The organism is Streptomyces sp. NPDC007896 (genome assembly GCF_042959425.1).
GTDB lineage: Bacteria > Actinomycetota > Actinomycetes > Streptomycetales > Streptomycetaceae > Streptomyces.
In genome coordinates this window covers 1-25,698 of sequence record NZ_JBIBKX010000041.1, presented here as the reverse complement: position 1 = coordinate 25,698, position 25,698 = coordinate 1, and the positions used below count along the sequence as shown (strand labels likewise).

Genomic DNA, 25,698 nt, shown 5'->3' with positions numbered 1-25,698 from the left:
GCCAGGCAAGAAGCGGACGACGACGCGTTGATCAAAGCGCTGCAGGCTCGCGCATGGGATCCGGGCCTGCGATTCGACCGTGCGGACGTCCCTGTCGCGTGGATCGTCGAGCGTTATGGCAAGCCAAGGTTGGAGCAGGATCGAGACGACATAGTGTCGTACTGCAGTGACGGTACGGTCCACCTCAAGACTGGGGCCGAGGAGGTGACTGACTACTACGCCGACGCTCCTCGCGGGCCGCTGTTCCCTCCAATCTCCCTGTCCGAGGTCGAGAAGGCAGAGCGCAGAATCGGACGCCGCCTTCCCGAACTGCTTCGGCGTGTCTACACCGAGGTCGCCAACGGAGGATTCGGACCCGATGGCGGGCTTGCCTCCCTGACCGACGGCAACCGGGCTCCGAGGCACTTGCGCGACTGGCCGTGCGCGGTCAGCGTCCACGAACGCAACCTGTCTGAAGGCATGCCGTCATCATGGCTTTTCCTCACCTATGGCGGCTGCACGATGGAGTGGCATGTCTCATTGACCGCGGTCGACAACCCGGTGCTTCTCTACGACACCGACGGCTACACCTTTGGTGAAGACCCTCACGACGGCCTGTGTCATGCGACTTCCTCACTACGACGGTGGCTGGCGACCTGGGCTGACGGTGGCGATGTCTGGGATGAAGTCCTGTGACTGCTCTTACGACTAAGAGGTCGCGCAGATAGGCACTGTGGGGGCCTCGTCGGCCCCGCACGGCTGCGGGTGGACACCGTCCGCTTTGGATGGATCGGCACCCCACTCCTGCACTCGCGGCCGGGCTGGACTCCGACGACGCGATCACCGCCGCCGGATCGACCACTCCTTTCGGCCGCTTCGGCACCGCCGAGGAAGCCGCCGCCTCGGCCCTTTACAACGGAGCGTCCGTCTGCTGGCATGCCGGGGTCGAGAAGGCGGCGAACGCAGCGTCCAGCAGTTTGCCGAGGTCTTCTTCGCCGTCGCTCGCACTCCATTGCCCGAGGACGATCCACAAGCATTCGAGCGCCGCCGCTACGCGAACGTTGGCGATGACCGATGACCCGTCGGTCGAGGAGGTTGTCTTCTGCAGTCGGGCAACGATCCCTGGTCGCCATCCAGCCTGCTTCTCCCGGAGGCGTGCGCACAGGGCTGGGGTCTGCTCGATGAGGCCGAGGATCGTCACGAGGTCCTGGACGTCGCGCACGAGGAACGTCACGGCTGACTCCAGGGCGTTGCGCAGCCTGTCCCAGTCGTCCTGGTTGGCCCGGCCGGCATCGAGCGCGTCAGTGATGACGTCACCGACAGGGTCGAAAACGAACAGGACCACGTCTTCCTTGGTGCCGAAGTAGCGCAGGAAGGTGCTCCGCGACACTCCGGCGGCTTCGGAGAGGTCGGCAAAGGTGACCTGGTTGAAGCCGGTGAGGCAGAACCGGTTGAACGCGACGCGGGCCAGCTCTGCTCGCACCGCGTGGCGGCTGATCTCACGGGTACCGACTGGCGCTGCGCTCATGGGCACGAGTGTACTCCGACACACTCGTTTGCTTCTTCGGATACAGGTTTCTAACCTGATACTCAGTGTCAGTCGCGACGCTGAGATTCGCGACGCTCCCAGTCGGCGGCCCGATTACGGGCCGTCCCTTACCGCGAAATGGAGCCACCTCATGAGCTACGAAGACCTTCCCGCCCTGACGATCGACGTCTCGGACGGGGTCGCGACGGTGACAATCGATCACCCGCCGCTCAATCTGATGGACGCGGTCCTCCTGCCGTCACTCCGGGCATTCGTCGCGCGTGTGCGCGACGACGCCGACGTCCGCGTCATTGTCTTCGAGAGCGCTGACCCGGAGTTCTTCATTGCGCACGGTGACATGGCCTACCTCACCGACCCAGACGCGCTGCCTGCAGCCACTCGCGCTGCCATCGCGGCCGCGCCGGGCTCGACCGTCCCGGAAGGCCTGAACATCCTCCAGGCGATGAGCGAGGAGGTCCGCTCGCTGCCACAGGTCACCATCGGCAAGCTGGCGGGCTTCGCGCGCGGCGCGGGCAACGAGTTCTTCATGTACCTGGACATGCGATTCGCGGCGATCGGCAAGTCGGGGCAGGGGCAGCCGGAGTCCTTGATGGGGATCCTCCCCGGAGGCGGCGGCACGGTGAACATGACACGCCTGGCAGGAAGGGCCCGCGCGCTGGAGCTCATCCTCGGCGCCGAACTCGTGGGCGCGGAGCTCGCGGAACGGTACGGCCTGATCAACCGTGCCCTGCCCGCCGCAGAACTCGATGCATTCGTCGACACCCTCGCCCGACGGATCGCCGGCCTCCGGCCGGAGGTGCTCTCCATCACGAAGGCTGCGGTCGACGCGGTCGCGCAGCCCATTCCGCGTGCGGCGTACGCCGTTGAGAACGAGGGCCTGTTCGCGGCGTTCGGCGATGAGGTCACCGAGCTCGCCCACAAGCTGCTCGCCGCTGGTATCCAGACCCGCGAGGGCGAACGGGACCACGAGCGCATCGCCAACAGCATCTGAGTGCCCAAGCTCTCGCCATCCGTACGCAGAGGCTCCGTGGGAAGAGTTCCTCAGCCATTGCCGACACGCGCGTTGTCGAGTGGTCAGTTCGACCACCCTGGTTCGCCGGGCCTGTCGGGAACACGATCGACTGAAGCGCCGGAAACGGCGGGCAGGGCAGTGGATGGCGCAAGTAGCCGTAAGCTCGACAACGCTGTTCGGCCGCGCGGATAGGCGCGGTTGGGAAGGTAGGTAGCCGAGCGGGCACGGGTCCCGTTGATCATGGAGTTGCTGACGCTCTGTGATCACCGAGGAGACCTGTGCCTGCGCTTCCATCATGGCTGACCGAGCCGCTCTGGGACCAATTCGCGGTCCTGCTGCCCGAGCGGCCGGAATACCACCCGGACCATCCACTTGGCTGCCACCGCCGACGCATCAGCGACCGGATCATCTTCGACAAGATGCTGCAACTGCTGCGCTTCGGCTGTTCTTACGAGGCGATCGCCGACACAACCTGCTCGGCCACCACGATCCGCAGCCGCCGCGACGAATGGATACGACTGGGCGTCTTCGCCCGACTCAAGCAGATCGCGCTCGACGCCTACGACCGGATCGTCGGTCTCGTCCTCGACCAGATCGCCGTAGACGGCTCCATCACCAAAGCTCCAGGAGGCGGTGAGGTGGCCGGGCGTTCCCCGGTCGACCGCGGCAAACAGGGCCTGAAACGCTCGGGCATGACGGACGGATACGGCATTCCACTGGGTCGTGTTCTGGCCGGCGCCAACTGCCATGACTCCCCACTGCTCGCCCCGACCCTGGGCCGCCTGAACGACCTGGGTCCGTTGCCCGACGAGGTCACCGTCCACCTGGACGCCGGCTACGACTCGAACAAGACCCGCACGATGCTCGACGAACGCGGCCTGCACGGCCGCATCGCGCACAAAGGCGAGAAGGCGCCCATCCAGGCCAGTCAGCGCTGGCACGTCGAACGCACCCATGCATGGCAGAACGCCTTCCACCGGCTCGCCCGCTGCTACGAGCGGCGCGCCCCCGTCGTCAACGCATTCTTCGACCTCACCGACACGATCATCACCGTGCGCAGCCTGATCCGGCGAGCATGGATGACTCACCGCTGGGACGAACGCCCGAACCGCCGACCATGACCGCACCCCTTTCCGCGCCACCTCTAAGAGTGACCTCGCATCCCACGTCCAGCTCATTCTGAAACGGTCAGTAAAAGAGCGTTTTATCCCCCCGGGGTTGTTTGGCGTCGATTCGCAGACCGAGCCGGTATGGGGCTCTCGGGGCAGACGTGCCTAATGCGGGGCAAGGGATTCGTGTCGTCGTTCGGCGAACCGTTTCGTTGCCTCTGCTCCTGTCTGATCCCAACGCGCCCCCGGTTGACCTCGTTTGCGCCCTGGGGAGGCGGCCTGCTCGACGGTACTACCGAAACATGACGCGACACCGCCCGTATCCCAGTGACCTCTCCGATGCGCGCTGGGAACTGATCGAGCCCATCCTCACCACGTGGCGGGCCGAGCGCAGAGGCAAGGGTCTCGACATCGGTCGCCCGCCCGAGCATGACCTGCGCCGCCTCATGGACGCCATCCTCTACGTCGACCGCACCGGCATTGCCTGGCGTTACCTGCCCCACGACTTCCCGCCATGGGAAACGGTCCACGGCTACTTCGCCGCCTGGCAAAAAGAAGGCATCTTCGACCAACTCAACGGCCTCCTGCGGCGCCTTCTCCGGGAAGCCGAAGGCCGCGACGGCGAGCCAACCGCCTGCGTGCTGGACGCGCAGAGCGTGAAGACCTCAGCGAACGTGCCCGCGACCGGCCAGGGCATCGACGCCGGCAAGAAAATCGCAGGCCGCAAGCGCCACATCGGGGTCGACACCCTCGGCCTGCTCCTGGCCGTCTGGGTCACCGCAGCGAGTGTCTCCGACAACGCCGGCGGCATGCACCTGATGTCCCACATCGCCGCCACGAACCCCCGCGTGACCAAAGCATGGGCCGACACCGGCTACCGCACCAAAGCCATCGACCACGGCGCCCGCCTCGGCATCGACGTCGAAGTCGTCCAACGCGACCCCGGCGTCAAAGGATTCAAGGTGATCCCGCGACGCTGGGTCGTCGAGCGCACCTTCGGCTGGCTGATGCATCACCGCCGACTGGCCCGTGACTACGAAACCCACCCCCACCGTTCCGAAGCCATAATCCACGTCGCGACGATCGACCTCATGAGCCGCAGACTCACCCGCGAATCCACCCCGAACTGGCGCGACACCTGAACCTCGAACCAAACAACCTCGGCGGGACAAAACGCTCTTTAAGTGGCTCACGGACTTTCGACTGGGTCGGATGACGTACGAGGCATCGCGAGTCACGCTTGAGGTGCACTTTCGCGGCGAGGTGGCGCGTCGGCACTGGCGCGAGAACCGGGAGCACTGGCGCGGATTCGCAGTAGCTGACGGTGATCGCCGGGTCGTGCGTTTCATGTCGCTCACGGACGAGGTGTATGAAGAAGCGCTGGCGTCCGGTCCTCCTGTCGCAGCATCTGCGTATTTCTCGCCGCCCAACCCGTGACTTCTACCTGCTCGTGGGGTCGGCGTGTCTCCGGCGTTGCCGGGGTGAGGAGCCAGAGCGACAGCAAGTCACCGCTGTCGAGGTACTGGTCGTCGATCGCCAACGGCACTGCGCCCCCGGTGGAGCTGCGTCCCGGACCGGTCGACGCTGCCGTGCGGGTCATCCTGGCGGCAGCGCCGCTCCCTCGGCACGCTGAGCGGTGTGTGGCGCCCACAGCAGGACGCCATGCATGACGCGCTTCATACGGTTAGGGGCGGGGGGCGAGGTGTCACCCGGTGGGCTTGCCTTCCCCGCCTTGGCGCTGTCCGGACCGGTGTCGGCGTCTACGGTCGGCGCACGCGTACGTGGGCACACGCTGGGGGAGCGGGATGAGGAACTGGGAGAGGGCGCTGTCGGTGCTGGAGGCGCTGTGCGAGCGCGGGCAGGCGGCCGGGCACGGCTGGACGCTGGACACGGAGCTCCTCCCGGCGCACCAGCAGCAGGTGAACGCCCTGGAGAACCAGGGTCTGGTGGAGCTTGCTTCCCGGGAAGACCGCGCGGAGCTATCGGCTCTGGAGGGGCGGCCCGTGCGGTGGGCGGCCCGGCTGACCCCCGGCGGCCACGACACCCTCGCTTACGGCCAGTCCCGCCCCCGGGCTGAGCCCTCTCCTGGCAATGCGGGCCTGAACCGGCAGCTGGTGGAGCTGATCCCGTCGCAGATGGCGGCGCTGCGCGTGTTCGTCGGCCTCGCCGGCCGGCTCCAGGTGCCGCCGGTCGACGGGCTGGCGGAGCAGGTCCGTACGGCGTCGTGTGATCACGGGATCAAGCGGTGGCGGCTGCATCTGACACAGGAACAGATGGAGTCCGTGGCGTACGGGTTGTGGCTGCACCGGATGACGGGTTCCGCCGCGGAGGCCAACCGTTTCGGCCGCGAGTACGGCGTCGTACACAGCCCGGCTCGGGCCTCGGACGAGGGACCTCCGGTCGCCGACGGCAGGCCGTCGGCGACCGGAGCAGCTGCGCGCGGTGCGGGGGTCAGCGGGCGAGGGTGACGGTGATGGGCTGGTCGGGGCCGTTACTGAGGACAACCGACGAAATGTGGCTCGTAAGGGGACGGAATGCCTTGCCGAGTGAGAGGTGTCGATCAGTCGCTGCCTGTGTTCGGGGCGCGCCCCCGCACGCAGGCCGCTGCCCGGGCCTGGCGCGACAGCGCTCCGGAGCCACTGGAGGCGCCCCGGCAGATCACTGAGCAGGCCGGCGGACCCGTGGTGGCTATCTTGCCTGGCCAATGCTGAGTGGGAACCATGGCAGCAAGAGACGGGCCGGGTTCCCTGCAGGCACATGACGCGATGCCGGGCGGCTCGATACGGGGGAGGGGTTGCGCATGTCCGTGCCAGGGAGCGGGTCGGCCGAGCCCGGCGTGGCTCATCGTATGAGGCGGTATCTGACACGCTTCGAGTCCGCGGTGACGCGGTTCTTTCTCCTCGGAATCTTCGTCGTCGGGCTGGCTGCTCAGTTCGTCACACCGCTCGGAGACGCCCTGCAGGGCAAGGCGTTCCTGGGTGGCGCGCTGCTCAGCCTGGTGGCGTACGTGCTGTACGACGCGGTGAAGGACCTGGCCGCGTCGCTTCGGCTGCCTGAGCGGTCACAGGTGGGGTCGCGTGAGTTGGGCCGATTCGTGAACGAGGCCTTCCGGGCCCGGACGGTGGAGATCACCTTTCTCGGCTACACCGGGGAGACGATCTTCGGTGTGCTTCACGGCCGCTTGGAGGAGCTTCTCGACGATCCCGGACGGACCAGGCGTGTCTGCATCAGAGTGCTTGTTCCGGATTTCGGGCAGCCCATGACTGTCCCGTCCAGGGTGGGCCCGAACGGTGAGCCGCTCGACGACCCCGCAGTCCGGCGAGTCCAGGAACTGAGGTGCCAGGGGTACGACCGGTCGATGTCCGGGCTCGCGGAGCGGCTCAACAGGTTGGGACGGGGGTCGGACTATCCGTAGTCGATGATGCCCTGTGCTTTGAGCGGGTTGGTGTAGGACGTGGAGGGCCGGACGGTGGCGGTCCAGCCGGACACGCAGATGGTGCTGTGGATGTTCGACTGGGTGACGTCGGGGTTGTAGGAGCCGGGCGTGCAGGACGAGTCGGGCAGCGGCAGGTATGACTGGGAACAGGCGGAGGCGTGCGCGGTGCCGCTCACCGCGATGATGAGGCCTGCGGCGGCCATGCCGAGGGCGGTGGTGGTGGCGGTGACGCGGCGCAGAGGTCGCATTTGGGGGTCTCCCGAATTTGGCCCGGAGGCGAGATTCCGGGCGGCTGACGGTATGACAGCACCAGCCGGATCTATGCGGGTAGACGCAGGCGGTGAACATATGGTGACCTGCACCTTCTCCATACCAGGGCATGGGCGAGCCTTGCCCAAAGCCGCAGTTTCGCTTGGGACTTGAGCCGAAGAACGTGGCCGCGGCGAAGGACTCAAAAGCCATGGGGACCTCGCCGGCACCCTGCCGCTGATCCACTGACACACCTGTCCACGGCGAGGTCACCTCCCTGGCGGGCCCGTTCGCTGACCTGTTGCAGCACACTCATCCCCACGGCCTTCCTTGTGAACCCCTGGATCTCGTCGCAGAGTTCAGGATCACGAGGAAGGCCGCCCTCATACCCTGCGATCACTCCAAGGAGTGACCGCTCGACCGGGCCCGAGGTTAAGGAACAAGGTGAGAAGCTGCGTCAGAACCGGTGATCTGTGACGTCCCGTAGCGAGTGGGCCATGGTGAGGTGCGGTCACTTCAAGCCAAGGGGTAGGCGGCAATCAGACGGGCTGAGCAACGGTCAGGGTGATCACGACGGGAGGCGATCTTTCCGTAACCCGGTTTTTTGTCCAATAGGTGCCTGTTGTTGATCGGTGAGCTGATGATGTGATCTTCTCCATGAAGAAGATCACGACGCTCGCTGCCGCCATGGCGTTCGCCGCTTCGCTGATGTCGGGGACTGCCAGTGCCGCTCCGATGCCCGTGGTGCCGCATCCGTGGGACCAACGGGTCAAGTGCCAGACAGACGACCCGGAGGGCAGGCACATCGTCACCCGCTACGGGAACTCGGAGCTGGGCTGGTATCACTTCACAGGCCGTCACAACATCAAGAAATGCTCCACCCTGTACGTAGCCCTGCACGGCCGTGTGGACCGGGACGATCACCACGGACACCTGGAGTACGACGGGGTCGTATTCGAGACAGGCGTCCCCAGGCCACGACAGGTGAAGTTCACGGTGGTCGTGCAGTACACGCGCAAGACCACGGACGGCCGCTATGATGCCGGTCGCGGTCAGAAGATCGGCGTCATCACGGCGTACTGCCACAACCAACCGGGGAACAAGTGTCCGGCATGGGCCAAGCTGTGAACTCTCCTGAACCAGGCGTCGAGCAGGCAGCCACCGGCCGTCTGCTCGATCTCGCCCGCTCCTTTATCACCACGCACGTGTCGTGGAAACCACTGTTCATCGGCGCGGTCATCACGGGCGACGACCGCATGCGCCTCTATTTCCGTTCACCCGAGCGGGACCGCACGTATGGTGTAGACGTGCTGATCAGCAATACGGGGCCTGGTCTGATCGGCGCTCTGGTATCCCCGGCGTTCCTGGCCAACGAGCACTTGCATCTGCCTTCCGACGATCCGCACTGCGATGTGATCGTGGATCTCACCGACTACTGACGGATGGGATGTGCCACGCCCACTCGCTGGTCAGCGCAAGGCGTTGGGGGCCAGCCGGATTGTCTGTGGCTGCATCCGGATGCGTATGGGCTTGGGCTTGTCGGCCGTTTTCACCGGTTCGACGGGGTGCGGTGCGGCACGCGGCGGCCGGGGAGGCCGGGTGAGACGGCGCGCCATGAGGGTGATGAAGGTCCACATGATGTGGACCTCGCTGTGGGAGATGAGCCGCTCGTAGGCACGGACGTTTCTGCGTGCTCTCATGATCGACGAGATGGCCCGTTCAACTCGCCACCGCTTGGCGAGGACGGCGAATCCGTCCTGGTCTTTCCGGCGGGGCACCGTCTTGAGGGTGAGGCCGAGGAAGGAGTGGGACCAGTGGATGAGGTTCCCCCATAGGCGGAATCCGCCCAGGCGACGGTGACTTCGGGATGAGTAAGAGGTCGCGCGGATAGGCGGCCGCTCGGGCGGTGTTGAGGGCGTGTACTCCAGTTAGGCTCAGAAGATCACTATTTACAGACCGCTATGAGGAGCCATGGCCGTCACCTACTTGATGCTCGCGCGGCTACCTGAAGGGGGCTTGGGCGCCTTTGACGCCTATGAAAGCGCTGTCCTGCCGCTCCTTGCCGAGTATGGCGGGCGCCTTGAGCGTCGACTGCGCACTCTGGACGATCAGGTCGAGGCCCACCTCATAACCTTTCCCAACAGTGAGGATCTCGCTGCCTACCGGGCGGATCCCCAGCGCACTGCTGCTGCACCACTGCTGGAGTCGTCTGGGGCAGCGGTCGAACTGCTCGCGGTGCGCGACATTTAGAGGTGGCGCGGATACGGGTGCGGTCATGGTCGGTGGCTCGGGCGTTCGTCCCAGCGGTGAGTCGTCCGTGCCCGCCGGAAGAGACTGCGCACGGTGATGATTGAGTCGGCGAGGTCGAAGAATGCGTCGACGACGGTGGCGCGCCACGTAGCAGCGGGCGAGCCGGTAGAAGGCGTTCTGCCAGGCGTGGGTACGTTCCACGTGCCAACGCTGACTGGCCTGGATGGGCGCCTTCTCGCCTTTGTGCGCGATGCGGCCGTGCAGGCCGCGTTCGTAGAGCACAGTGCGGGTCTTGTCCGAGTCGTAGCCGGCGTCCAGGTGCGCGGTGACGTCGACGGGCAACGGTCCCAGGCGGTCCAGGGGCGGCGATACTGCGGCGGGTCTGTTCGGCGTTCAGCTGGGCGAGTTTGTCCTGAGCTCTGGCAAGGCTGACTTCGAGTCCTTCCAGCTCACCGAGCCAGCCTTCGCGTTCGCCCTCGATGATGCGAGCCAGGAGGTTGTCACGGATCTGGTCCGGCCGGACCGAAAGAACGAACCGATCCGGCACGGTCGACTTGCCCGCGTCCGTCTGTGGATCGAGGCCGTCTTCGACACCCTCAAGGGCCAGCTCAGCCTCGAAAACAACACGGCGGCAGAACCCAGGCCGGCGTCTTCGCCCGCGCTGGCCAACGCCGCCTCGCCCTGGCGGCCGGCATCTGGCACAAACTGGACCACCGGCGCCAAGATCAAACGATCCTTGACCCCTACGACCACTGAGAAACATCGGGCTCACCCAATCCAGGCGTGGCCCGGGAAGGGCAGGGTTGTCACCAGGTCCGGAGCACGTGAGAGAACTTTTCCGGATTCCTGTCACATCTGCGTGCGCCGATCCGTCAGCGCTGTGAAGACGCCAACCAGGCCGTAGCGAAGGAGAGCAGCCATGACGAACACCTCCATCTCCCGGATGCCCAACCCGGCCGAGTTCGTGCCCGAGCTGAACGACATCAGCGCCGCCCTCTTCCGGGCCACGGGTAACCACTCGGTGGCGCGCACCACGATGAACCTCGTCCACCTGCGCGCCGGGCAGATCGTCGGCAACACCTACCTGACGATCCTGAACACCGGCTTCCTGCGCAAGGCCGGGGAGTCCGCGGAGCGCATCACCGCCGTCTCCTCCTGGCAGGATGCCCCGTACTTCACCGACGCCGAGCGCGCCGCTCTCGCCTTGGTGGAGGCCACCCTCCAGCCCGCCCCGCACGGCAAGGAGCGCGTCTCCGACGAGCTGTACGCCGAGGTGGCGAAGCACTACGACGAGAAGGCGCTGGCCACCCTGACCATCTCGATCGGCCAGATCAACTTCTTCATCGCCCTGGCTGTCATCGGCAAGCCGCAGCCGGTCAGCTCCCTCGCGGACGAGCAGTGGGACTGACCTGTCCGTCAGCAGGGTCGGCCGATTCGGCGACGTGGGGCCACACGGTCGTCGATGAACACGTCCAGTGCCGCCAAAAAAAAGGGCGTCCGGGCTGGTAGTCACACACGAGCCAGCGGACGCCCTTCGCCATGGTTGCGGCCAGCGCAGACCTCGGACCCAATCGAGCCCGAGGTCCTCGGCTCCGCCGCGGAGGCCAACCGCTTCGCCCGCGAGTACAGCGTCGTGCACAGCCCGGCCCAGGCCTCGGGCGAGGAACCTCCGGCCACCGACGGACTGCCGTCGGCAGCCGGAGCGGCCGCGCGGGGCGGTGCGGGAGTCGGCGGGTGAGGGTGACGGTGATGGGCGCGGCCTCCTGCGGACCCTGGCCGCTTGCGCCGCGCTTCTGGGACAGAGCTGCTGGGCTCCCGCGCCGCGTGGGTGCAGCCGGTCCCCTCTGTCCTGTCACGCGGCGCGGCCTGCGGCCTCACTGGAGGTCAGCCGATGCCGGTGACCTGGAGTGCGGTGGTCCAGTTGTTCTTGATGGCGCTGCGGGCGGCGGAGAGGGTGATGGTGCCGTTGCAGACGGCGTTCTTCAGTTTCGTCTCGGTGCCGTCTTTGGTGGAGGCGGTCTTCGTGCCGTAGTGCGGCTCGGGCCACAGGTTGCCGGGGTCGCGGGGCGCGCCGCCGAGTTCCAGCGGCACGAGGTGGTCTTCCTCGTAGTCCGACATGTTGGTGTCGGAGTAGCCGTAGTCGATGGCTTCTTCGAGTTCGTCTGTCGGTATGCCGTATGCGGCACGGAAGTCGGCTCGGAAGGAGTCGAGCAGGGGCGTGGTGGCCGCGTGTATGGCGCGGGCGAAGGCCAGAGTCTCGACCGTGGCGGGGGTGCGGCCCTGGGCTGCGAGTTCGCCGGCGACACGCTGCTTGAACAGGGCCCAGGCGTGGGCGCCGGGGTTCTCCTGCTGCGCCAGGTGCGGCCAGATGATGGCTAGGTAGACGAAGGTCGCGTCGACGAGACGGCGGGCGGCGGCGTCGTTGCCGAGATGGATGCGGCTGTACTCGTAGTAGGGCTGGTCGTAGCGGGCGTGGAATTCCCGGAAGGCGCGGGGCATCTGGGCAGGGGTTTCGTCGATCGTGTGTCCTGCAGGGTCAGGTGGCTGGCTGTTCATCGACGGCCTCCCTCGTCCAGTGAAGCCGTGGTGGAGGGCGAGGGCTGAGGCTGCTGGTCGATCAGGGTGGCGGCCCCGATCCGTACGCCGGCGCCGAGCAGGCGCCGCACTAAGAACCACACGTCGGGCGCGAACGACCGCGCCGCGGCGGAGATGGCCAGCGCAAGGCTGACTGCGTCGTAGTTCACAGTGGTTGCTGTCCTTCTTCTGGTGCGGCGCCGGACCGCTCCGTCCCCCAGTCCGGTACAGGTAGGCGCCTAGAGCCTCGTTGCTCCGGGAAACAGATAAGCGGATCGCTCCTGGGAAGCGTGCAGGCCACCCAGCATGGGTTCTTAACGGAAGGTAACTTCCGCCTTACTGAGGGGATCCCATAGGATTCGCGATCGCTTACCGCCAGGGGAGCGCCACCCCGGACAACGCTTTCGCCACCCGCCTCGAACTGCATCTCTGTCAAAATGCGAAGATTTCGACCTCAATTTGCGCGAACGTGAAATTGCACGCTCATTTGCAACCTGTGATGCGGATCACTAGATGCTGCCAAGTGACCGATTGCGCACGACAGCGCCACCCACCTGCACTTTCCCGGCGAGCCGCCTTAACCACCATCATGATCCAGCGCTCGCGACATCAACGGCTCCGAACGAAACGCGCTGTCGGCCAAGGTGGGCGCACGGGCGGTCTCGCGGATGATCCGGGCACGGCGAGCAGGAGTCTGCGTCGCGCCGACACGTCCGTGCAGCCGTCGGTCCTCCCCATGACACGACATAGAAGAGGGTCGAGCTTGATCAGGCGTTTCGGCTTGGCGCCCGCCTTCGATGTCCTTAGGCAGCAGTTCGTGGTCGAGGGCTTCGCGGACGTCACGGGCTCGGAGGGGGCCGTGGCCCCACCCGTTACCGGCAAGGTGGAATTTGGTCAAGGTGATATGCGACACCATTGACCTAAATGATCAAGTAACACATGATCCTCACAGTTTCTTATAAGAAAAATATTAAGAAAACGGGTGGGGCGTGGTTTTACAACAACGGTGGCACGGCTGGCGTCAGGCGGTGCGGAGTGGGGCGATAGCCGTCACGCTCCTGGGGGGTGCGGTTCCGGTGATCGGGGCCGGGGCGACTCCGGCACTCGCCGATGACGGGACGGCCTCAGTAGCGGCTGACAGGACCCCGGAGTCGGAGGCGAGCGCTCTCGCGGCCAAGACCGGTGAGCGGGTGGCCGTGGACGCAGCGACCACCGAGTCGTCCCAGGTCTTCGCAAATCCGGACGGCACCTTCACACAGGAGATGAACGCGGCTCCGGTCCGTGCCCGGAAGGAGGACGGCACCTGGGCCCCCATCGACACCACCCTCGCGCGCGAGGCCGACGGCTCTGTGCGGGCGAAGAACACGACGGCCGAGCTCACCTTCTCGGGCGGCGGCAGCAGGGACGGACTAGTCACGCTGGCGGACGAGGGGCACAAGCTGCAGCTCGGCTGGCCCACCGCGCTCCCCGAGCCCCGGCTCGACGGCGACACCGCTACCTACGCCGGAATCCTCCCGGACGTGGACCTGAAACTGACCGCGCTGAGCTCCGGCTACACCTCGGTTCTCGTGGTCAAGACCGCGGAGGCGGCAAAGAACCCGGCGCTCGCGACGATCAGGATGACGGTGTCAGGTAGCGGCCTGGACATCGCCCCGACAGCTGACGGCGGCTTCGTCGCACGCGACAACAACGGCACCCCGGTCTTCGAGAGCCCGGCAGGACGGATGTGGGACTCGGCCGGTGACACCCCGGCCACCGTCAGCTCGCCTGCCCACGTCACCGCTCAACTCGCCTACACCACTTCTTCAGCAGAGGCTGAGACCGAGGGTGAGCCGGCGGCGGAGACAACCCCGCTACCTGCCGCCGGGGGTGAACCGACCCCTTCGGAGGGCCCCGGCAGCGGTGATGCGGCAGCCGAGCTCCCGCTCAAGGTCAACGGAACCACTCTGGAGATCACGCCCGATCCGGCCCTGCTCCACGGCGAGGACACCGTCTTCCCGCTCTACATCGACCCCCCGACCAAGGGCATCGCGCTGGGCGACTGGACGGCCCTGGCCTCCAACGGCACCAAGTACTGGAAGTTCGACGGGGACAAGGGCGTGGGCCGCTGCTCCAACTACGCCGGCTACCTCTGCTCCAACAGCCCGTATACGCAGCGCATGTACTTCGAGTACCCGCTCTCGTCGATCCACGGCAAGAAGGTCCTGGACGCGACGATGGAGGTGTACCAGCTCTGGACGTTCACCTGCGATCCGCACTGGTACGACCTGAGCCGTGTGGACAAGGGCATCTCCTCCAGCACCACCTGGTCGTCCCGCCCTACCGGGGTGGACCTGATGGGCGACAAGAATGTGGCCTACGGGCGGGGCAGCCTGTGCAGCCCGTCGCAGCCGGCGAACTGGGTGCGCTTCAGCGACAACCTGAAAGAGACGAATGAGAACCTGACGACCACGCTCGCGTCCTACGCCGCGAACAAGTCACCGCAGATCACCTTCTCGCTGACCGCGCACGATGAGTCCGACGCGGGCGCCTGGGCGCGGTTCCGCAACGACGCGAAGCTGTCGGTGACCTACGTGTCCTACCCGGACAAGCCGACCTCGTACGGCGTGCAGCAGGGCACCGCCGGACGGGCCTGCAACGCCTCCACCCTGCCCTTCGCCACCAGCGCCACCACGCCGAAGATGCTGGCCACGGTGCAGTCGGCGGACGGCGCCAACGCCCAGCTGCGCGCCATGTTCGAGGTGTGGAAGGCCGACGGCTCCAGCCGTGCCTGGTACGCGGCCTCGCCGGACAGTGCCTGGGTGGCCGACAACGCCGCCCGCGACGCGTCCACCAGCGCGCTGCCGGCGCAGACGGACTACCGGATGCGGGTCAAGACGCAGGCGTATTACAAGACGGACCGGGGCGCCACCGGTGTCCTGGACTCGGCCTGGTCGTCCTGGTGTTACTTCCGGGTCGACACCGACTCGCCACCGCCTCCGATCGTGACCAGCGCGGACGGCGTCTACCAGCCGGCCGAGACCGACCCGGCCGCGGGCGGGGTGGGCACACCGGGCAGGTTCACCTTCACCCCCGCGGACACCAACCCCACCACGCCCGGCATCCAGTCGGACGTCGTCAGCTACAAGTGGAAGCTGAACAGCGGCGCGCTCTCCAACCCGATCACTGTCGCCAAGGGCACGGCCACCACCCAGACGATCCCGCCGAACCAGGCCGGTGAGAACACCGTCCAGGTCTGGGGCTACGACGCGGCAGGACACAGCTCGCGCACCGGCTACTACAGCTTCCTGGTGAAGGGCGCCGAAACGCCCTCGGGGATCTGGCACCTGGACAACGCCCTCACCGACGCCACCACCGCCACCCAGCACCCGCTGACCTCCTCGGGGGCCACCTGGGACACCCTGTCCCGCAGCGGCGCCGGTGCGGCGAAGCTCAACGGCACGAGCGCCTACCTCTCCACCTCCGGTGCGGTCCTGGACACCACCAAGTCCTTCACCGTCTCGGCCTGGGCGCGTCTGACGAAGAAGGACGTCAACTACACCGTCCTGTCCCAGGCGGGCACGAACGCCTCCGGGTTCCAGCTGTACTACTCCACGGCCTACAACGCCTGGATCTTCAACCGCCACCAGACGGACGTCACCGACCCGGCGATCACCCGCTCGGTCGGCACCAAGCCCCCCGTCCTGAACGCCTGGACCCACCTGGCGGGCGTCTACGACGCGGCCGGGCAGACTCTCCAGCTCTACGTCAACGGCGTCCCGCAGGGCAATCCGGTGCCGTTCACCACCCCGTGGAAGGCGTCCGGCAACCTTCAGGTCGGACGGCTGTGGCACGCCGCGACCGGCAAGGAGTACTTCTCCGGAACCATCGACGAGGTGAAGGTCTGGTCCCGCGCGCTCGCGGACACCGAGGTCGCCCACGAGGCCTGGCTGGAGGACGAGGATCTCAGCGACGGCACCGCCGGCGACCCCGTCCCGGCGATCGTCGCCAAGTGGGATGCCACGGACATGGCGAACGCGACCGGCACCACGGTCAAGGACACCAGCGGCTTCAGCCGGAACCTGACGCTCAACGGGGCCGCGCTCACCCAGTACACCGTCGGCGACCCGGACATCGGCGAAGAGGTCACGACCAAGCAGACGATGACCCTGAACGGCACCAGCGCGTATGCCACCGCCACCGGCCCGGTCGTCGACGACTCCGGTTCGTTCACCGCGACCGCCTGGGTCACGCTTGACCCCGCCAAGCTCGCCGACACCAGTAAGTCGTATTCGGTGCAAGTCTTGGGCCAGTCGGGGACGAGCCAGTCCTCCTGGGGTGTCTGGTACGAGCAGCCGGCCGGCAGCACCCAGGGCCGGTGGACGTTCGGCCGTCCCGACAAGGACGGCACCGGGGCGGTCTGGACCGAGAGCGAGTCCACCGCCTTCACCACGGCCCAACTGGGCGTACCGGTCATGCTGACGGTCGTCTACGACGCCCAGGCGGCAGCCGACTCCGACGACACCTCCAAGCTCGGCGCGCTCAAGCTCTACGTGAACAGCGCGCTGATGGGCGACGAGGACGGCGTGTCGTACCCAGCCGCCTGGCAGGGCGGCGGAGCGTTCGAGATCGGCCGGGCGAAGATCAACGGCGCTGCCACGCGCTACTTCCCCGGATCGATCGACAGCGTCCGGGTCTGGGCCGGAGCCACCTCCACCGACACGATCGCCAACCGGTACAACACCGAGCAGCAGCAGTAGCAGCGGAACGGGACAGGGCGGGCCTACCTTCATGCCCGCCCTGTCCCGTGTGCTCGGAACACTTGGCGCGCTTCCGCTGACGCGCCCTCAAGATCCGGCGTTCTCAGGCGCCTACGCCGCCCGAGCGCCTCCTGCCCCTATCCGAGAACCGGGAAATCACTGTGTCTTCATCCCCCTTCCGCCCACGCTTGCCAGGGGCGGTCATACGCCGCTGGCTCGGCCGTGGCGCACTGGTCGTCTCTTTAACCCTCCTTCCACAAGTCGTGGTTCCTTCCGGCTACGACTTCACTGCCCAGGCCCAGTCCGCCGCGGCCCGCAAGAAGTTGGAGGACCGACCCGACGCGAAGATCGACAAGGTGGGCGTGCTCAAGCCCAGCACGTCCAAGGCCCCGAAGGACAAGGCCGCCTCCGCCTCCCGTGAGACCCGTGAGCGGCTGAAGAAGAGCGCGTGGCCGAAGGCCGGCAAGGCCACCGCCGAGGTCGCGGCGACCGGCGAGGCCGCTGTCAACGTCGGCGGGCTCGGCGTGGAGCTGGCCCAGGAGCCCGCCGCCCCGGCACCCAGGACGGCGAAGAAGACGGCCGCCAAGGCCACCGGTCCGGCCGAGAAGGTGGCGCTCAGCGTCCACGCCCAATCGGCCGCGAAGAAGGCGGGCGTCAACGGCGTCCTGCTCACCGTCGACCTGGCGGAAGCCGCCTCCGGACACTCCGCCGGTGACACCGACAAGCTCCGCCTCTCCCTGGACTACTCCTCCTTCAACGACGTCTACGGCGGCAACTTCGGCCCCCGTCTGCGCCTGGTGACACTCCCGGCGTGTGCGCTGACCACCCCGGAGAAGAGCTCCTGCCGCACCCAGACCCCGGTGGCGGGCGCGGACAACGACGCGCAGTCCCAGACCCTGACCGGCACACTCTCTGCCCGCACCCTCACCACCGGCACCCCGGTGCTGCTGGCGGCGGCCGCCGCGAGTTCAGGCGGCGGAAGCGACTACGGCGCCACCTCGCTGTCCCCGACCGCGACCTGGGAGGCCGGCGGCAGCACGGGTGACTTCACCTGGAACTACCCGCTGCGAGTTCCCCCGGCGACCGCCGGCCCGTCCCCGAACCTGTCCATCTCCTACAACTCCGCCTCGGTGGACGGCCGCACGGCCGGGGAGAACAACCAGACCTCCGTGATCGGCGAAGGCTTCTCGCTCACCGAGTCCTACATCGAGCGCAAGTACGCCTCCTGCAAGGACGACGGCCAGTCCGGCAAGGGCGACCTGTGCTGGAAGTACGCCAACGCCACCCTGGTCCTCAACGGCAAAGCCGTCGAGCTGGTCAACACCTGCACCGACAAAGCGGCCTGCGACACCGCCGCCCTGTCCCAGGCCTCCGGCGGTACCTGGAAGCTGAAGAACGACGACGGCACCCGCGTCGAGCACCTCACCGGTGCCACCGGCAACGGCGACGACAACACCGAGTACTGGAAGGTCACGGACACCTCCGGTCTGCAGTACTTCTTCGGCAAGCAGCGGCTGCCCGGCTGGAGCGACAAGGGCACCACCTCCACTACCGACGACGATCCGGTCACCAACTCTGTGTGGACCGTCCCGGTCTTCGGCGACGACTCCGGAGAGCCCTGCTACAAGTCCACCGGCTTCGCCGACTCCTCCTGCAACCAGGCATGGCGCTGGAACCTGGACTACGTCGTGGACACCCACGGCAACGCCTCCACGTACTGGTACACCCCGGAGACGAACTACTACTCCAAGAACGCCGACACCACCGTCAACGGCACCGGCTACACCCGGGGCGGCTACCTCGACCGCATCGACTACGGCCTGCGCAGCGACCTGATCTACTCCAAGCCCGCCGCCCAGCAGGTCAGTTTCACCTACGCCGAGCGCTGCGTCACCTCGGGCGGCTGCTCCAGCCTGACCAAGGACACCAAGGACACCAAGGACACCAAGGCCAACTGGCCCGACGTGCCCTTCGACATGATCTGTGCGGCCAGCACCAAGTGCACCACCCAGATCGGCCCGGCCTTCTTCACCCGCAAGCGCCTGGCCGACGTCACCACCTCGGTGTGGACCGGCACCGGCACCACCCGCCGGGATGTGGACACGTGGCACCTGGAGCAGGATTTCCCCGACACGGGTGATGCCTCCTCGGCGAGTCTGTGGCTGAAGTCCATCCAGAACACCGGCAAGGCCAACACCACCGCGGCCGTCATGCCGCCGGTCGTCTTCGGCGGCATTCAGCTGTCCAACCACGTCGAGGGCAGCGGCCCGGACACCCTGCGCTACATCAAGTGGCGCGTGCGTACCATCAAGTCCGAGACCGGCTCGACCCTCACCGCCAACTACTCCGACCCCGACTGCATCTGGGGCTCGAGCATGCCGGCGGACATCGACAAGAACAGCCGCCGCTGCTTCCCGGTCAAGTGGTCCCAGTCCGGCGCGACCCCGGTCACCGACTGGTTCCACAAGTACGTGGTCACCTCCGTCTTCCAGGACGACCCCTACGGCCACGGCGACACCGGCGAGACGTACTACGACTACCAGGGCGGCGCCGGCTGGGCCTACGCCGACGACGAGGGCCTGACCAAGACCTCGAACCGCACCTGGTCGCAGTGGCGCGGCTACGGCAAGGTCGTGGAGACCTCCGGCGATTCCGAGGGCCCGCGCTCCAAGAAGTCCACTCTCTACATGCGCGGCCTGAACGGCGAGAAGGAACTCGACGGCACCGCCCGGGTGGCGACGGTCACCGACTCCACCGGCACCGCCATCGACGACTCCCGCCAGTACGCCGGCTTCGTCCGCGAGACCATCGCCTACAACGGCACCGACGAAGTCAGCGGCACCATCAACACCCCCTGGTCCCACAAGAACGGAAACCACACCTACAGCTGGGGCACCACCGACTCCTGGATCGTCCAGCCAGCCGAAAGCGCCACCCGGACCAAGACCTCCACCGGCACCCGCACGGTCAAGCAGACGACCACGTACGACACCACGTACGGCATGCCGATGACCGTCGAGGACAGCGGGGACGCCGCCAAGACCGGCGACGAGACCTGCACGCGGACCACGTACGCCCGCAACACGACGGACTGGCTGGTGGCCAAGGTCAGCCGCACCGAGGTCTACTCCGTCCCCTGTGCGACCGCGCCGGTGGTTCCCGACAAGGTCGTCTCCGACTTCACCGCGGCCTACGACGGCCAGGCGGCCGGCGTGGCGCCCACCAAGGGCGACATCACCGCCTCCTACCGTGTCGCCAGCTACAACCCGGTGGACAAGACCCCCGTCTACCAGCAGGTCTCCGCCTCCACCTACGACAAGCTGGGGCGTCCGCTCACGGAGACCAACGCCCTCAACAAGACGGCCAGGACCACCTACGTCCCTGACGACACCGGCTACGGCCCGCTGACGTCCAAGACCACCACCGACCCCAAGCTCTACAGCTCCACCACCGAGGTGGACCCGGCCTGGGGTGCGGCCACCAAGACCACCGACGCCAACGGCAACGTCACCGAGTGGTCCCTGGACGCGCTCGGCCGCCTGCGGTCGGTCTGGAAGCCGGACCGCTCCCGCACGCTCAATGACGCCGCCAGCATCGTCTACACCTACAGCATCAACAACGACAAGGAGACCTGGGTCCGCACCGACGCCCTCAAGGCCGACGGCAAGACCTACAACAGCTCCTACGAGATCTTCGACGGCCTGCTGCGGTCCCGCCAGAAGCAGGTCCCCGCGCCGAACGGCGGCCGGGTGATCTCCGAGACCCTCTACGACGACCGCGGCCTGGCCTACATGACCAACAGCCAGGTCCACGACAACGTCGCACCTTCGGGCACTCTGGCCAACACCTTCCCCGGTTCCGTCCCCGCCTCCACCGAAACGGTCTACGACGGCGCCGGCCGGGCCACGGACTCGATCTTCCGGGTGTACGACCAGGAGAAGTGGCGCACCAAGACCGACGAGCAGGGCGACCGTACCGCCGTCACCGCCGCCGCGGGCGGCACCGGCACCCTGAGCATCACCGACGCCCGAGGCAGGCTCGTCGAGCGCCGTGAGTACGGCGGCCCCGTCCCGACCGGCAACGACTACACCCGCACTCTCTTCGAGTACGACCCCGCCGGCCGGCTGACGAAGATGACGGGCCCGGACAACGCCCTCTGGTCGTACGGCTACGACCTGCGCGGCCGCAAGACCACCTCCACCGACCCCGACAAGGGCACCGTCACCACCACCTACAACGACGCGGACCAGCCGCTGACTACCACGACAACCCTCAACCAGGTCACCCGCACCCTGACCACCGACTACGACGAGCTCGGCCGAAAGATCGGCACCTGGGACGGCACGAAGGACAACGCCCACCAGCTGACCAAGTACACCTACGACTCCCTCGCCAAGGGACAGCCGACCGCGGCCATCCGCTACGTCGGCGGCACCACCGGCAAGATCTACTCCCAGGTCGTCACCGGCTACGACAGCCTCGGCCGCCTCAAGGGCACCAAGACCGTCATCGCCGCCAGCGACCCCTTGGTCACCGCCGGCGCGCCGCAGACCTTCACCACCTCCACCGCCTACAACATCGACGGCACCGTCCAGTCCACGTCGCTGCCCGCGGTGGCCGGCCTGCCCGCCGAGACCGTCGCCAACAGCTACAACGACCTCGGCATGCTCACCGGCTCCCAAGGCATGACCGGCTACGTCCAGAACATCGGCTACTCCCCGTACGGCGAGATCGAGGAGACCCGCCTGGGCACCTCCACCGGTGCCAAGCAGCTCCAAATCCTCAACCGCTACGAGGACGGCACCCGCCGCCTGACCAACACCCACACCGTCGACCAGACCAACACCGGCTACACCAACGACGTCGACTACGCCTACGACACCACCGGCAACGTCAAGTCGGTCACGGACAACGCGGGCGGCAAGGACACCCAGTGCTTCGCCTACGACGGCTACCGCCGCCTCACCGAAGCCTGGACCCCATCCTCCAACGACTGCGCCACCACACGCTCGGCATCCGCGCTCGGAGGACCGGCCTCGTACTGGACCAGCTGGACCTACAAGCCCGGCGGCCTGCGCGACACCCAGACCGAGCACAAGACCACAGGTAACACGACCACCGCCTACGGCTACCCCACCGTGAACGCCAACGGCGCCGGCCAGCCCCACACCATGACCTCACTCACGGTCAACGGCGGCACGGCGAAGTCGTACACCTACGACGAGCAGGGCAACACCACCAAGCGTTACGACCCCACCGGCACCGCACAGAGCCTCACCTGGGACATCGAAGGAGAACTCACCCGCCTCACCGAAGACACCAAGACCACCGACTACCTCTACGACGCAGGCGGCGATCTCCTGATCCGCCGCGGCCCCGACCAGACCGTCCTCTACCTGGCCGGCCAGGAACTCCACTACGACACCGCCGCCAAGAAGTTCAGCGCCCAGCGCTATTACGCGGCCGGCGACGCCACCGCCGTCCGCACCGAGACCAGCCTGAACTGGATGGTCGACGACCACCACGGCACCGCCTCGATGACGGTCGACGCCACCACCCAAGCCGTCACCCGCCGCTACACCAAGCCCTTCGGCGAAAGCCGCGGCGCGACACCGCCGGCCTGGCCCGACGACAAGGGCTTCCTCGGCAAGCCCACCGACGCCGACACCGGCCTCACCCACATCGGCGCCCGCGAGTACGACCCAGCCACCGGACGCTTCCTCTCCGTCGACCCCGTCCTCGCCCCCGACGACCACGAATCCCTCAACGGCTACGCCTACGCCAACAACACCCCCGTCACCCTCGCCGACCCCACCGGACTCCGCCCCGACGGCATGTGTGGTGGCGCCTCGAGCTCCTGCAACGGTGGCACCGAAACCTGGACCAAGAGCAGGAACGGCTGGGACTGGGGCTACACCAAGACCTACACGGGCGCGGGCACACAAAACGGCCAATCCGGCACCTTGACCGCGGTAGTCACCCAGACCCAGAACAGCACGACGGTCAAGATCACCTTTAAAAAGGGCCCAGAACCGGTCCCTGTGAAGAAGTTCGGTCTCACAAACATCCTGAGTCATGTGGCCGGCTTCGCCGACGGCATGATGGCGGCAACCGACCTTATAAATCCGCCTTGCTGGATCATCTCAGATTTCTGCCATTATCACCCCGAAGCAACCGATAAATTGGCGGCTTGGGCGGGAGCGGATACTGACTCGAGTCTCTACGAGTCGGGGAGGAACAGCAGTTTCCTGGCGGGCACGCTGGCCATCGGTGGAGAATTTTCGATAGGCGAAAGCGGCGGGGCCGCAGTGGGTGGGTCCCTCAAGTTCGTCAATGCGGCAGAACATGGTGCACCCAAGAATTGGTACAATTGTGGAGCATGCGCCATCGCGACCGACAGTACGCTCGCGGGTAAGCCTATGAAAGCATGGGATAGTGGCGTCCTGGCCCCCGAGGCGCTGGAAGGTCACTTCGGAAGTACGTTCAAATATCAGGAGGGCGGTGCGGCTGGGGTCGCGAAAGAGCTGACCAAGGCAGGCGACGGAGCGAGAGGGGTTATCTTCACCTGGCAGGAGGGTTCGGACATAGGCCACTTCTTCAACGCAGTGAACCATGGAGGGAACGTGAAATTCCTTGACGGACAAGCAGGCGGATACGCCGACCTAGATTGGGATCATTGGGAATTTATGCACACGGGGGGTGGTGCGCGGTGATCACACTGGAGGCCGCCACACTGGCTGCACAAGAATTCGGATCCCGCAATCTTCCCGGAAACGATGGATTGCAATGGGGATTTCTCTTTCAAGGAATTTCGGAGTCTGGTCTCTACGTGTTCCAGATCGCCGTGAATCCACCGGCTCCGAATGGAAGACCAAGGTTCGGTGGCAGTCCCGGAGTCGTCGTCGACTCGAAGAGCGGGAATTGCCGCTATGTGCGAGGTCACGCGGAGTACAAAGATCTTCTGCGCGAGATAGCTGACAGAGCCTCATAAGATTCGACGCGCCCCCGCCAGCGACGCTAAGTTCGTCCAAATCGCCAGCGGAACTGTCTTGGGCATCGACAACGGCGATCTGGCTTCGGTGTGCCTTAATCCTGTTTTTGCAGAGTGACAGGCGATGAGGTGGATGGGTAAGCGGAAGATCCGTTAGCGTCAACAAAAATGAAGCCCCGTCAGGTACGCGGCGGATTCCAGGGTCGTTGCAACACGTGGTCGTGTTGATCAGGCTGCGAGTAGTTTATGCAGGCGCTCGGCTGGGGTTTCCCAGTCGAGCGTTTTGCGTGGTCGGCTGTTCATCGCGGCGCGGGGCCTGCCGAATTTCGCGGGTGGACCGCTTGTGCCAGCCGGTCGGCTCGTCCTGCGTGTCGGCGTCCCATTCGCGAACGGTCTGCTCGACCAGCTCGGGGTCCTTCGGGTAGCACCATGCGAAGTCGTAGCCGAAGTCCGGCCAGCCCCATACCCTGACCTCACTCACGGTCAACGGCGGCACGGCGAAGTCGTACACCTACGACGAGCAGGGCAACACCACCAAGCGTTACGACCCCACCGGCACTGCACAGAGCCTCACCTGGGACATCGAAGGAGAACTCACCCGCCTCACCGAAGGCACCAAGACCACCGACTACCTCTACGACGCAACGGCGATTTCCTGATCCGCACAGAATGACGCGCTGCCGCTGCTGATCACCCACGGCTGGCCCGGATCCATCGTGGAGTTCCTCGACGTCATCGGCCCCCTGACCGACCCCCGCTCCCACGGCGGCGACCCGGCCGACGCCTTCCACCTGGTCATTCCCACCATCCCGGGATACGGGCTGTCCGGACCGACCCACGACGGCGGCTGGGACGTGCACCGTGTCGCCAAGGCATGGGCCGAGCTGATGCAGCGCCTGGGCTACCACCGCTACGGCGCACAAGGCGGCGACTGGGGACACGCGATCACCCGGGAACTGGCCGCCATCGACACCGACCATGTCGTGGCTATCCACCTCAACACCCTCCTGACGCCCCCTCCCAGCGACCCGGCCGAAGCAGCCGAACTCACCCCCGACGACCAAGCGCGGCTCGACCTGCTGACCAGGTCGGAGCCCGAGATGTCGGGCTACGCGAAGATCCAGGGCACCCGGCCACAGACCCTGGCCTACGCACTCACCGATTCCCCGGTCGGACAGCTCGCCTGGATCGCTGAGAAGTTCAAGGAGTGGACCGACTGCATCGACGTTCCCGAGGACGCCGTCACTCGCGACCGGCTCCTGACCAACGTCATGCTCTATTGGCTCACCGCCACCGCAGGATCATCCGCCCGCCACTACTGGGAAGCCTTCCACCCTTCCCACCCACCACGCGCTGAACCGCTGGAAACACCGACCGGCGTGGCGGTGTTCGCGGCCGACCTGGCCCGCCCCGTCCGACAACTCGCAGAACGGGACCACAACATCGTCCACTGGTCGGAGTTCGACCGCGGCGGCCACTTCGCCGCAATGGAAGAACCCGGCCTGTTCACCGCCGACATCCGCGCCTTCTTCCAACCGTTCCGCTGACGGCCCGCATCGAGCCGTCGCCTTCCGACACCTCTCGCCAGCGGAGACACGCCCGAAGAAACTGCCGCAGCAAGATTCTTTCCAGTAACTTCCGGTGAGCATTGCGCCCCAGCAGACCGACCAAGATCAGTTCGGTTAAGCCTGCGTCCGCTGCTCCCTCCTGCGCCCCGACCCTGCCCAGCGCGGCCGGCTCGTGGAGATCCGCGACAACCTACTCGACCGGATCGCTGAGGCCGACCGGGAAGGCTGGCTCGGCGAGATCG

The 25,698-nt window shown here is 66.5% G+C and carries 19 protein-coding genes and 5 pseudogenes; 17 read left to right on the top strand and 7 right to left on the bottom strand.

Features of this window, described 5'->3' with window-relative positions:
• Positions 1–675, top strand: a 675-nt coding sequence (locus ACFZDJ_RS54415; protein ID WP_391070681.1) for an SMI1/KNR4 family protein, incomplete at its 5' end; no start/stop codon positions are given.
• 214 nt (positions 676–889) lie between these two features.
• Here the strand turns inward: ACFZDJ_RS54415 and ACFZDJ_RS54410 are convergent.
• Positions 890–1,507 (bottom strand): TetR family transcriptional regulator, encoded by a 618-nt coding sequence (locus ACFZDJ_RS54410; protein ID WP_391070685.1) that lies wholly within the window; start codon positions 1,505–1,507, stop codon positions 890–892.
• A gap of 151 nt (positions 1,508–1,658) precedes the next feature.
• On the opposite strand from ACFZDJ_RS54410, the gene ACFZDJ_RS54405 reads away from it, so the two are divergent.
• From ACFZDJ_RS54405 to ACFZDJ_RS54380, 6 genes and pseudogenes are all read left to right on the top strand, one after another.
• The gene (locus tag ACFZDJ_RS54405) at positions 1,659–2,519 is read left to right on the top strand and encodes an enoyl-CoA hydratase-related protein (protein ID WP_391070679.1); all 861 of its coding nucleotides are present in this window, start codon (positions 1,659–1,661) and stop codon (positions 2,517–2,519) included.
• A 299-nt stretch (positions 2,520–2,818) separates the two neighbouring features.
• Positions 2,819–3,661 (top strand): IS5 family transposase, encoded by an 843-nt coding sequence (locus tag ACFZDJ_RS54400; protein ID WP_391070677.1) that lies wholly within the window; start codon positions 2,819–2,821, stop codon positions 3,659–3,661.
• 290 nt (positions 3,662–3,951) lie between these two features.
• Entirely contained in the window at positions 3,952–4,791 is an 840-nt protein-coding gene (locus ACFZDJ_RS54395) for an IS5 family transposase (protein ID WP_391070675.1), read from the top strand.
• Positions 4,792–4,843: 52 nt separating this feature from the next.
• Positions 4,844–5,086: pseudogene (locus tag ACFZDJ_RS54390) on the top strand (DUF6082 family protein); the annotation flags it as partial.
• 368 nt (positions 5,087–5,454) lie between these two features.
• Entirely contained in the window at positions 5,455–6,117 is a 663-nt protein-coding gene (locus ACFZDJ_RS54385) for a DUF6417 family protein (protein ID WP_391070674.1), read from the top strand.
• A 326-nt stretch (positions 6,118–6,443) separates the two neighbouring features.
• Positions 6,444–7,064, top strand: a complete 621-nt coding sequence (locus ACFZDJ_RS54380) for a hypothetical protein (protein WP_391070672.1) — start codon at positions 6,444–6,446, stop codon at positions 7,062–7,064.
• Here the strand turns inward: ACFZDJ_RS54380 and ACFZDJ_RS54375 are convergent.
• The gene (locus ACFZDJ_RS54375) at positions 7,055–7,333 is read right to left on the bottom strand and encodes a hypothetical protein (protein ID WP_391070670.1); all 279 of its coding nucleotides are present in this window, start codon (positions 7,331–7,333) and stop codon (positions 7,055–7,057) included. The two genes, ACFZDJ_RS54380 and ACFZDJ_RS54375, sit on opposite strands and share 10 nt — an antisense overlap.
• A gap of 658 nt (positions 7,334–7,991) precedes the next feature.
• Between ACFZDJ_RS54375 and ACFZDJ_RS54370 the strand changes: the two genes are divergently transcribed.
• Positions 7,992–8,462, top strand: a complete 471-nt coding sequence (locus tag ACFZDJ_RS54370; protein ID WP_391070668.1) for a hypothetical protein — start codon at positions 7,992–7,994, stop codon at positions 8,460–8,462.
• Positions 8,459–8,773, top strand: a complete 315-nt coding sequence (locus ACFZDJ_RS54365) for a hypothetical protein (RefSeq protein WP_120984957.1) — start codon at positions 8,459–8,461, stop codon at positions 8,771–8,773. Before ACFZDJ_RS54370 ends, ACFZDJ_RS54365 begins: the two co-directional genes overlap by 4 nt.
• A 30-nt stretch (positions 8,774–8,803) precedes the next feature.
• On the opposite strand, the gene ACFZDJ_RS54360 is transcribed toward ACFZDJ_RS54365, so the two are convergent.
• The gene (locus ACFZDJ_RS54360; protein ID WP_391070666.1) at positions 8,804–9,112 is read right to left on the bottom strand and encodes a hypothetical protein; all 309 of its coding nucleotides are present in this window, start codon (positions 9,110–9,112) and stop codon (positions 8,804–8,806) included.
• A 193-nt stretch (positions 9,113–9,305) separates the two neighbouring features.
• On the opposite strand from ACFZDJ_RS54360, the gene ACFZDJ_RS54355 reads away from it, so the two are divergent.
• Complete coding sequence (locus ACFZDJ_RS54355) at positions 9,306–9,584, top strand: hypothetical protein (RefSeq protein ID WP_391070665.1); 279 nt, start codon at positions 9,306–9,308, stop codon at positions 9,582–9,584.
• Positions 9,585–9,607: 23 nt separating this feature from the next.
• Here ACFZDJ_RS54355 and ACFZDJ_RS54350 read toward each other — a convergent pair.
• A pseudogene (locus ACFZDJ_RS54350) lies at positions 9,608–9,944 on the bottom strand (transposase); the annotation flags it as partial.
• A gap of 127 nt (positions 9,945–10,071) precedes the next feature.
• Between ACFZDJ_RS54350 and ACFZDJ_RS54345 the strand changes: the two are divergent.
• From ACFZDJ_RS54345 to ACFZDJ_RS54335, 3 genes and pseudogenes are all read left to right on the top strand, one after another.
• Positions 10,072–10,323, top strand: a pseudogene (locus ACFZDJ_RS54345) (IS982 family transposase); the annotation flags it as partial.
• Positions 10,324–10,503: 180 nt separating this feature from the next.
• The gene (locus ACFZDJ_RS54340) at positions 10,504–10,992 is read left to right on the top strand and encodes a carboxymuconolactone decarboxylase family protein (RefSeq protein WP_391070663.1); all 489 of its coding nucleotides are present in this window, start codon (positions 10,504–10,506) and stop codon (positions 10,990–10,992) included.
• 135 nt (positions 10,993–11,127) lie between these two features.
• On the top strand, positions 11,128–11,322 hold the full coding sequence (locus ACFZDJ_RS54335; protein WP_391070661.1) for a hypothetical protein: 195 nt from the start codon (positions 11,128–11,130) through the stop codon (positions 11,320–11,322).
• A 146-nt stretch (positions 11,323–11,468) separates the two neighbouring features.
• Here the strand turns inward: ACFZDJ_RS54335 and ACFZDJ_RS54330 are convergent, their stop codons facing one another.
• The gene (locus ACFZDJ_RS54330) at positions 11,469–12,140 is read right to left on the bottom strand and encodes a hypothetical protein (RefSeq protein ID WP_391070659.1); all 672 of its coding nucleotides are present in this window, start codon (positions 12,138–12,140) and stop codon (positions 11,469–11,471) included.
• Positions 12,137–12,328 (bottom strand): hypothetical protein, encoded by a 192-nt coding sequence (locus ACFZDJ_RS54325; protein WP_391070658.1) that lies wholly within the window; start codon positions 12,326–12,328, stop codon positions 12,137–12,139. The genes ACFZDJ_RS54330 and ACFZDJ_RS54325 overlap by 4 nt, the downstream gene beginning before the upstream one ends.
• Positions 12,329–13,348: 1,020 nt before the next feature.
• Between ACFZDJ_RS54325 and ACFZDJ_RS54320 the strand changes: the two genes are divergently transcribed.
• On the top strand, positions 13,349–16,897 hold the full coding sequence (locus tag ACFZDJ_RS54320) for a LamG-like jellyroll fold domain-containing protein (protein WP_391070683.1): 3,549 nt from the start codon (positions 13,349–13,351) through the stop codon (positions 16,895–16,897).
• Between the two features lie 263 nt (positions 16,898–17,160).
• The gene (locus ACFZDJ_RS54315; RefSeq protein ID WP_391070656.1) at positions 17,161–23,610 is read left to right on the top strand and encodes an RHS repeat-associated core domain-containing protein; all 6,450 of its coding nucleotides are present in this window, start codon (positions 17,161–17,163) and stop codon (positions 23,608–23,610) included.
• A gap of 522 nt (positions 23,611–24,132) precedes the next feature.
• On the opposite strand, the gene ACFZDJ_RS54310 is transcribed toward ACFZDJ_RS54315, so the two are convergent.
• Positions 24,133–24,399 (bottom strand): hypothetical protein, encoded by a 267-nt coding sequence (locus ACFZDJ_RS54310; RefSeq protein ID WP_391070686.1) that lies wholly within the window; start codon positions 24,397–24,399, stop codon positions 24,133–24,135.
• Here ACFZDJ_RS54310 and ACFZDJ_RS54305 point away from each other — a divergent pair.
• Positions 24,338–24,532: pseudogene (locus ACFZDJ_RS54305) on the top strand (hypothetical protein); the annotation flags it as partial. The gene ACFZDJ_RS54310 and the pseudogene ACFZDJ_RS54305 overlap by 62 nt on opposite strands.
• Before the next feature lie 15 nt (positions 24,533–24,547).
• A pseudogene (locus tag ACFZDJ_RS54300) lies at positions 24,548–25,435 on the top strand (alpha/beta fold hydrolase); the annotation flags it as partial.
• Positions 25,436–25,698 lie beyond the last annotated feature (263 nt).